Origin of the sequence: Amycolatopsis panacis (assembly GCF_003600245.1) — a bacterium.
In the GTDB taxonomy this organism is placed as follows: Bacteria; Actinomycetota; Actinomycetes; order Mycobacteriales; family Pseudonocardiaceae; genus Amycolatopsis; species Amycolatopsis sulphurea.
In genome coordinates, this window is sequence record NZ_QZFV01000099.1 from 43236 (window position 1) to 51174 (window position 7939).

Below are 7939 nucleotides of genomic sequence, written 5' to 3' on the forward strand. Positions count from 1 at the left end.
TCTTCAGCACACGCCAGCCTTTCCTTCCACGGACCTTTCCGAAGCTACCCCTCCACGGCGTGCGGGGTGGCGAGTCCGGTGATCACTTGCAAGCAGGGATCCCGGTACGGCGCGAGCACCTCTTCGCGGACGCCCGCGTACGCCAGCGCGGCGGCCAGCACGGCCTTGCGGGCACGGTCGCCACCGTCGGCGATCTTCACCGCGATCGACGTGCCGTCGGGCAGCGCGGCGAGCTGGACGGCCTCGAAACCGTCCTTCGCGATCAGCCCCGGCACTGCCCGCATCAAGCCGGTGACGTCGCGGCGGGTACCGGCGACCAGCTCGGGCTGCTGCCGAATCGCTTCCGCGACAAGCCTTTCGGGGCTGTCCGCCGGGGCGGTGGCGATCCGCGCCGCCGCTCGGGCCAAGCCGCGCAGCGACACCGCGAACAGCGGCGCGCCGCACCCGTCCACGGCCACTCGCGCCACGGCGTCCCCGGTGAGGTCTTCGACGGTCTCGCGGATCGCCTGCTGCAGCGGATGTCCGGGGTCGAGGTAACCCGCGAGGTCCCAGCCCCGTTCCCGACAGGTCGCGAGCATCGCCGCATGCTTGCCGGAGCAGTTGTGCGCGAGCCGCGAAGGCTTGCGGTCCGCGGCCACCCAGGCGTCCCGTTCGACCGGGTCGAACGGGAGATCGCCGGGGTTGCCCAGCGCGTCCTCGTCCAGCCCGTGGCCGGCCAGCGTCTCCGCTGCCGCGGCAAGATGCATCGGCTCGCCGGAGTGGCTGGCCGCGGCGATGGCGAACCCGGACGCGCCGAGCCTCAGCCCCAGCCGGGCCATCGCGGTGGCCTGTAACGGTTTCGCGGTGGAACGCGGGTACATCGCGACGTCCGGATCGCCTGCCTCGAACACGGTCGAACCGTCCTGTGCCAGTACCACCACCGAACCGTGGTGCACGCCTTCGACCATGCCGTCGCGTAGCAGGTGGACCAAGGGCACGTGGCGCGGTGCGCGGTGGGCCGGGGTCATGACTCGGCCCGCTCGAACGCGCTCATGCCGATCCGCTTGCGTACGAAGAACCAGCCGGCGACGTACGCGCCTTTCTCGCTGATGAACTCGCGCGCGCCGGCCGTCCCTCCCGCTTCGTCGGTACTGGTGGAGGGCAGGGTTTGTTCGGTCACGCGGTCGGTCTCGTTTCTGCGTCGGTCTCGCGGGCGGGCCGCACGATCGTGATCAACGTCTGCTCGACATGGTCGAGGTGCGTGGCCATCTCCGCCACCGCAACGGATTCGGCACGCTCGGTGATCGCGGCGACGATCCGCCGGTGCTCGTCGTTCGAAGCCCTCCGCCGGTCGCCGAGCCGGTTCAGGAACGCAGACTGCCGGGCGAGTGCGTCGCGGATCTCTTCGATCACCTTCGCGAACACCGGGTTGCCGGAGGCCCGCGCGATCGCGACGTGGAACTGCGAATCCAGCGCCACCCACGCGGCCTCGCCGGTCTCGGCGTCCATCCGGTCGGCCAACCCGGTCAGGCGCGCCAGCTCCTCGTCGCTGCGCCGGAGCGCGGCGTATCCGGCGACCGGGACCTCGACGTGGCGGCGCGCCTCAAGCAGGTGCTGCGCCGAATAGCCTCCGAACGTGGGGTTCTCCGGCGGGCCGCTCGCAGTGACGAAGGTGCCTCGCCCGGTCCGCGAGACGGTCAGCCCGAGCGCCTGCAGCCCGCGCAGCGCCTCCCGCACGACCGACCGGCTGACCTGGTACTCCCGGCTCAGCTGGGCCTCGGACGGCAGCCGGTCGCCGGCCGTGAGGTCGCCGCGCTCGATGGCCTCGCGCAGGTGGGTCAGCACCGCCTCCATGGCGCTGATCCGCCGCGGGAGCGGTCCGGCCATCCGGCTGTCGGACAGGTTCACCCCGCGATCGTGCGGTCCCCGTCCGGCCGGAGTCAAGCGCCGTGTCCTTCCCCACACGTCCCGCCCGCACGCAGGATTTTCGCCGCCCGGCCCGGCGGGGCACCTCGCCGGAAAGCGGTGCGCGAGGGAGGATGCCAGGCGACGGCCATCGCCCCGGGGCCGTTCCCGCCGCGGCGGATGCGCGGGACTAGGGTGGCAGCCCCGGGCCGCGCCGCCGCAGGAGCCTGGATTCCGTCCGCTTAGGGGAGGTTTTCGCCGGTGTCGAACGATTCTTTCGTCCACTTGCACGTGCACACCGAGTATTCGATGTTGGATGGTGCGGCGAAGATCGGGGCGCTCTTCGGGGAGGCGTCCCGGTTGGGGATGTCGGCGGTGGGGATGACCGATCATGGGAACATGTACGGGTCGGATGAGTTTTATCAGACGGCGCAGAAGCATGGTGTGAAGCCGATTATCGGTATTGAGGCGTATGTGGCGCCGGAGAGCCGGTTTCACAAGAAGCCGGTGTTCTGGGGGCAGGCGAGCCAGCGGGGGTCGGACGAGTTCGGTGAGGGTGGTGACGTCTCCGGTGGTGGTGCGTATACGCATATGACGATGCTCGCGGAGAACGCGGCGGGGCTGCGGAATCTGTTCAAGTTGTCGTCGCTGGCGTCGACGCAGGGATATTACCGGAAGCCGCGGATGGATCGGGAGCTGATCGCGGAGAACGCGGCGGGGATCATCGCGACGACGGGGTGTCCTTCGGGTGAGGTGCAGACGCGGTTGCGGCTGGGGCAGCGGGAGGCCGCGATTCAGGCGGCGTCGGATTACAAGGATATTTTCGGGGCGGATAATTTCTTTCTGGAGTTGATGGATCACGGGCTGCCGATCGAGCGGTCGGTGCGGGAGGGTTTGCTGGAGGTCGGGCGGTTGCTGGATTTGCGGCCGTTGGCGACGAATGATTCGCATTATGTGACGAAGGATCAGGCGGATACGCATTCGGCGTTGTTGTGTGTGCAGGCGGGGAAGACGCTGAATGATCCGACGCGGTTCAAGTTCGACGGGGACGGGTATTTCCTGAAGTCGGCGGAGGAGATGCGGGCGTATTGGGACACGGAGGTCCCGGGCGCGGCGGATTCGACGTTGCTGATCGCGGAGCGGGTGCAGTCGTATGGGGATGTGTACGCGCACAAGGACCGGATGCCGGTGTTCGACGTGCCGGACGGGCACGACGAGGCCTCCTGGCTGCGCCACCAGGTCGCCGAGGGCCTGAAGTGGCGGTTCCCCGAGGGCGTCCCGGACGGCTACGAGGACCGGTGCGACTACGAACTCGGCGTGATCGAGCAGAAGGGCTTCCCGGCCTACTTCCTGATCGTGGCCGACCTCATCCAGCACGCCCGTGAGGTCGGCATCCTGGTCGGTCCCGGCCGGGGGTCGGCGGCCGGCGCGCTGGTGGCGTTCGCGCTGGGCATCACGAACCTGGACCCGATTCCTCAGAAGCTGCTGTTCGAGCGGTTCCTGAACCCGGAACGGATGTCCATGCCCGACATCGACATCGACTTCGACGACCGCCGCCGCGGCGAGATGATCCGTTACGCCACGGAGAAGTACGGCGCGGACCGGGTCGCACAGGTGATCACCTTCGGCACGATTAAAACCAAGGCGGCGATCAAGGATTCCGCCCGGGTCCACTTCGGCCAGCCCGGCTACTCGATCGCGGACAAGATCTCGAAAGCGCTCCCGCCGCCGATCATGGCCAAGGACATCCCGCTGTCGGGCATCGTCGACTCGAAGCACGAGCGCTACGCCGAGGCCGCCGAGGTCCGCACGCTGGTGGAGACCGACGAAGAGTGCAAGACGATCTTCGACACCGCCCGCGGCCTGGAAGGCCTGATCCGCAACGCCGGCGTGCACGCCTGCGCGGTGATCATGTCCAGCGAGCCGCTCACCGACGCGATCCCGGTGTGGCAGCGCGACGACGGGTCGATCATCACCGGCTGGGACTACCCGTCGTGCGAGAACATCGGCCTGCTGAAGATGGACTTCCTGGGCCTGCGCAACCTGACCGTCATCGGCGACGCGCTGGCCAACATCAAGGCCAACCGCGGCGAGGAGATCGACCTCGACCGCCTCGGCTTCGACGATCCCGAGGCGTACCGGCTGCTCGGCCGGGGGGACACACTCGGCGTGTTCCAGCTCGACGGTGGCGCCATGCGCGATCTGCTGCGCCGGATGCAGCCCACCGGGTTCGAGGACATCGTCGCGGTGCTCGCGCTGTACCGGCCCGGCCCGATGGGCATGAACGCGCACAACGACTACGCCGACCGGAAGAACAACCGGCAGGAGGTCAAGCCGATCCACCCGCAGCTGGAGGAACCGCTGCGGGAGATCCTGGCCGAGACCTACGGGCTGATCGTGTACCAAGAGCAGATCATGCAGATCGCGCAGAAGGTCGCGGACTACACGATGGGCCGAGCGGACACGCTGCGGCGCGCGATGGGCAAGAAGAAGAAGGAAGTCCTGGAGAAGGAGTACGAGGGCTTCGAAGAGGGGATGCGGGCCAGCGCGCTGGTGCCGGGCGGGTTCTCGTCCGAGGCGGTCAAGGCGCTGTGGGACACGATTCTGCCGTTCGCCGGGTACGCGTTCAACAAGTCGCACGCGGCCGCGTACGGCCTGATCGCGTACTGGACCGCGTATCTGAAGGCGAACTACACGGCGGAGTACATGGCGGCGTTGCTGACGTCGGTGGGGGACAACAAGGACAAGTCGGCGATCTATCTGTCGGAGTGCCGGCGGTTGGGGATCCGGGTGTTGCCGCCGGATGTGAACGAGTCGGCGTTGCGGTTCGCGGCAGTCGGGGGTGACATCCGGTTCGGGCTGGGTGCGGTCCGGAATGTCGGGGCGAACGTGGTGGAGTCGGTGATCGCGACGCGGGAGGGGAAGGGAAAGTACTCGTCGTTCGTTGATTTCCTGGACAAGTCGGAGCTGGTGGCGTGTAACAAGCGGGTGCTGGAGTCGTTGATCAAGGCCGGTGCGTTCGACTCGATGGGGTACACGCGGTTGTCGATGGTGCAGGTGCATGAGGATGCGGTGGAGGCGGTGGTGCCGCTGAAGCGGCAGGAGGCGATGGGGCAGTTCGATCTGTTCGGTTCGTTCGGTGGGGAGGACGGTGCGGGGGAGGCGGCGCCGTCGGCGTCTCCGCTGGCGCATCTGAAGTTCGGTGAGGAGGAGTACCCGCGCAAGCAGTTGCTGGCGTATGAGCGGGAGATGCTGGGGTTGTATGTGTCGGCGCATCCGCTGGACGGGGCGGAGCGGATTCTGCGCAAGCATGCGCCGCGGTCGATCGCGGCGTTGCTGGCGGATCCGCCGCGGGAGGGCGAGGTCGTGATCTCGGGTTTGGTGACGTCGCTGGAGCGGCGGGTGAACAAGAACGGGGAGCCGTGGGCGATCTGCACGGTGGAGGACATGGATGCGGCGTTGGAGGTGTTGTTCTTCGCGAAGGCGTACTCGATGTTCGCTGCGGATCTGGTGGAGGACAACGCGGTGCTGGTCAAGGGCCGGGTGAACTGGCGTGAGGACAAGATGTCGGTGTTCGGGGGCGGTCTGGTGCCGCTGGACCTGTCCGCTGTCGGCAGCGGCGGCGAAGACCCCCCGCTCGTGCTGCTGGCCGCGGCGGAGAAGATCGACCAGTCCGTGGTCAGCGAGCTGAAGTCCACGCTGCTCGCCCACAAGGGCGAGACCCCGGTGCACCTCAAGCTCGTCGGCAAGAACCAGACCGTCTTCGCGCTATACGACTACCCGGTGAAGGTCAGTTCGATGCTCATCGGCGAGCTGAAGGGCATCCGCGGGATCACCGCGAACAGCTGAGGTCACGGCCCCGGACGCCAGGTGAGTCGATCACTCTCGCCGAGTACTATCGGTGAACTACTTTCCGCCACCAGGTGATGCTCCATCCGAGTGATAGCCCGTAACCAGCCCTGGCGCTACTCAGAGCAACCGAGTACACCTTATGGGGCCTTCAGAACGACACTTTCGCTACCTACAGTGGCAATTCGATCGGTCGACCGGGGATGGGTCGACCGGCCGGGAAGGCCGAGGGAGTCCGTAACAACGGGGAGTGGACACCCGAGGTCACCTCCCGGGCAGAGATCGTCGGCGTCCGCGGGGGACCGTACGGCGACCGCCGGGAGCGCCCTGGGGGGCGATCGAGTGCGGTGAAGGCAGGGGCGGGCCTGGTAGAGGGGGAACCGGGCCCGCCTTTTCCGTTCGCTTCGGTTTTCCGTTCGCCTCGGTGACCCGGGCATGCTGGGATGGGCCGGAATCGAGCCGAAACGGGGAGCACGGATGGCCCACGAAGCGTCGCCGGCCGGGCGGACCCGGCCGTGGTATCGGCCGATGCGGCCGCGGGACCGGCAGGAGGAACATCGTGCCTCCACACCGCTGGAGCTGCTGTTCGACCTGTGTTTCGTGGTCGCCGTCGGGCAGGCCGCGGCCCAGCTGCACCACGCGCTCGGCGAAGGTCACGTCGGACACGGCGTACTCAGCTTCGCGATGGTCTTCTTCGCCGTCTGGTGGGGCTGGCTGAGCTTCAGCTGGTTTGCTTCGGCCTTCGACACCGACGACGTGCCGTACCGCCTCGCGACGTTGGTACAGATCGCAGGGGGCCTCACTGTCGCCGCCGGAGTCGACCGCGCCTTCGACGGGAACTACGACGTGGTCGTCGCCGGGTACGTGCTGCTTCGGCTCGCCGCGGTCGTGCAGTGGCTGCGCGCGGCACGTCAGTCCCCTGAGACGGCGAAGACGGCGTACGCGTACGCCATCGGGATCACAGTCGTACAGGTGTTGTGGATCGCCCGGCTCGCGTTGCCCGAGTCACTGGCCCTGGCCACCTTCCTCGTACTCGTCCTGCTGGAGTTCGCCGTACCGCTGCTGGCCGAAAGCCGCGCCGGCACGACCTGGCACCCGCACCACATCGCCGAACGCTATGGCCTGTTCACACTGATCGTGCTCGGCGAAACCGTGCTGAGTGCGACGAACGCGGTGAAGGAAGGCTTCGCCGCGGGCGCGCACACCGGCGATCTCGTCTCGCTGGCCGTGGCCGGGCTGGTGCTCGTGTTCTCGATGTGGTGGCTGTACTTCGACCGCCCCGGCCACGCCCGCCTGACCCGTGGTGATTCCCTCCGTACCGCGTTGAGCTGGGGATACGGCCACTACCTGATCTTCGGCTCGGCCGCCGCCGTGGGCAGCGGCCTGGAACTGGCCGTGGACTTCGCCGGTCACCACACCGAATTGGGCGGCACCGCGACCGCGCTGGCCGTGACCGTCCCGGTCGCGGTTTTCCTGCTGAGCGTCTGGCTCCTGCACATCGGTCCGACGAACGAATGCCGCCCGATCGCCGTCGGCTTCCCGGTCGCCGCCCTGCTGATCCTGGGCGCGTCGTTCGGCCCGGCCCCGATCCACCTGACGGCCGTCCTCGCCGCGGGACTCGTGGCCGTGACGGTGGTGGCCACACACGGGGAGCGGCGGGCCGCCTGAAGGCCTGTTCGCCTCGATCTGGCTGAGTGCGCCGGATCGAGGCAGGTCAGGGGCTTGGCGCGAAAAAAGGGACCCCCCTGTTCGCGGGCTATTGCGGGGCATGTAATCTTCTCTTCGTCGCCAGGGAGACCGGGCGGCCGCCGGGGTCACGAACCAAGCTCCCACACTGGTGGTAGAGTGGGTGGTCCCAAACCTCCGGAGCTGAACCAGTCGCCGATGAAGCCTTGAGCTTCGCAGTGCGAGCTGGTATGGCTCGGGGGAAAATAGCTTGAAACAACGCTGATGATCGGCTCGCTTGCGGGTTGGTTGTGGGTGTGTTGCTTGAGAACTCAACAGTGTGCTAGTGAACTAAGCCAGTAGAGCTTTTATGTTTTGAAACCCCTCGTCGGGGTTTCCTTTGAGGTTACATTATGTAGTCTGGATTGACTCATTCATTGTTGGAGAGTTTGATCCTGGCTCAGGACGAACGCTGGCGGCGTGCTTAACACATGCAAGTCGAACGCTGAAGCATCTTCGGGTGTGGATGAGTGGCGAACGG

5 protein-coding genes and 1 rRNA gene are annotated in these 7939 nt (G+C 67.3%); 3 read left to right on the plus strand and 3 right to left on the minus strand.

Annotation, left to right across the window (positions count from 1 at the left end):
• Positions 1 to 44: 44 nt before the first annotated feature.
• From D5S19_RS21400 to D5S19_RS21405, 3 genes are read right to left on the minus strand one after another with little or no spacing between them, the layout of a single operon-like run.
• A complete protein-coding gene (locus D5S19_RS21400) occupies positions 45 to 1007 on the minus strand; it encodes an asparaginase (RefSeq protein ID WP_120025142.1) in 963 nt (320 codons plus the stop codon).
• Positions 1004 to 1159 (minus strand): hypothetical protein, encoded by a 156-nt coding sequence (locus D5S19_RS32070; RefSeq protein ID WP_158605583.1) that lies wholly within the window; start codon positions 1157 to 1159, stop codon positions 1004 to 1006. The genes D5S19_RS21400 and D5S19_RS32070 overlap by 4 nt, the downstream gene beginning before the upstream one ends.
• Positions 1156 to 1833 (minus strand): FadR/GntR family transcriptional regulator, encoded by a 678-nt coding sequence (locus tag D5S19_RS21405; RefSeq protein WP_120025150.1) that lies wholly within the window; start codon positions 1831 to 1833, stop codon positions 1156 to 1158. The genes D5S19_RS32070 and D5S19_RS21405 overlap by 4 nt, the downstream gene beginning before the upstream one ends.
• Before the next feature lie 312 nt (positions 1834 to 2145).
• Here D5S19_RS21405 and dnaE point away from each other — a divergent pair, with 312 nt between their 5' ends.
• The 3 genes from dnaE to D5S19_RS21420 all read left to right on the plus strand — a co-directional run.
• Complete coding sequence (gene dnaE, locus D5S19_RS21410) at positions 2146 to 5733, plus strand: DNA polymerase III subunit alpha (protein WP_120025143.1); 3588 nt, start codon at positions 2146 to 2148, stop codon at positions 5731 to 5733.
• Between the two features lie 477 nt (positions 5734 to 6210).
• Entirely contained in the window at positions 6211 to 7401 is a 1191-nt protein-coding gene (locus D5S19_RS21415; RefSeq protein WP_120025144.1) for a low temperature requirement protein A, read from the plus strand.
• 434 nt (positions 7402 to 7835) lie between these two features.
• Positions 7836 to 7939: ribosomal RNA gene (locus tag D5S19_RS21420) — 16S ribosomal RNA — on the plus strand; the annotation flags it as partial.